Consider the following 619-nt stretch of genomic DNA (forward strand, 5'->3'; position numbering starts at 1 on the left):
AACAGCCGCAGAAAAGTTGTATATCTCGACCTGCTCGGTTTCGTCAGCGAAAACCTGTATCAAAAAGCCCTCACAGAGAATTTTATTGCCTTTCTTGTCAACCCTGGGGATATATTTGTCAGGCGTAATTCTCACATAAAAATCCTTGTATCTCATTTCACCACCTCCTTAAAGCTTCAATTGAAGATCATCATATTCGTCAAGCTCTTCATCTTGAATTTCATCAAAACATTGTTCGCAAACCGACTTTTCAAGTGCCGCTCTCAGATAGCTTGTATCCATACCGTTCGCCTCATAACCCTGCTTTATAACGTTGTAGTAATAGCTCATAGGCGGTGAAATGTGACCGCTGTTCATCAGATATGCCATACATTCTTTCTTTTCGCCATTAACATCTATCTCAAAAAGCTCCTTGCGGTAATAGTTCGGAAAGCCTTCATATTTGTCAAGACTGTGCTCATCTCGTCCGTCTATCTCCCATATGAGTACGGGAACTTCCGATTTATCATTCGGCACGATCGTCGCAACACCTCTGAATTCAAGCTCGTATCCTTTCAGCATCTCCTTGCTTACGATCTTTGAATTCGGGCAGCGGTTTGCCATTTGTTCAAGATTGATG

General features: G+C 42.2%; 1 protein-coding gene. It reads right to left on the reverse strand.

What is annotated here, in order from left to right; genetic code table 11:
* Positions 1-168: 168 nt before the first annotated feature.
* On the reverse strand, positions 169-619 hold a 451-nt coding region (locus tag QVO88_RS03005), incomplete at its 5' end, for a gamma-glutamylcyclotransferase family protein (protein ID WP_288177741.1).

The organism is Ruminococcus sp. CAG:57 (assembly GCF_000435935.1).
Lineage (GTDB): Bacteria > Bacillota > Clostridia > Oscillospirales > Ruminococcaceae > Hominimerdicola > Hominimerdicola aceti.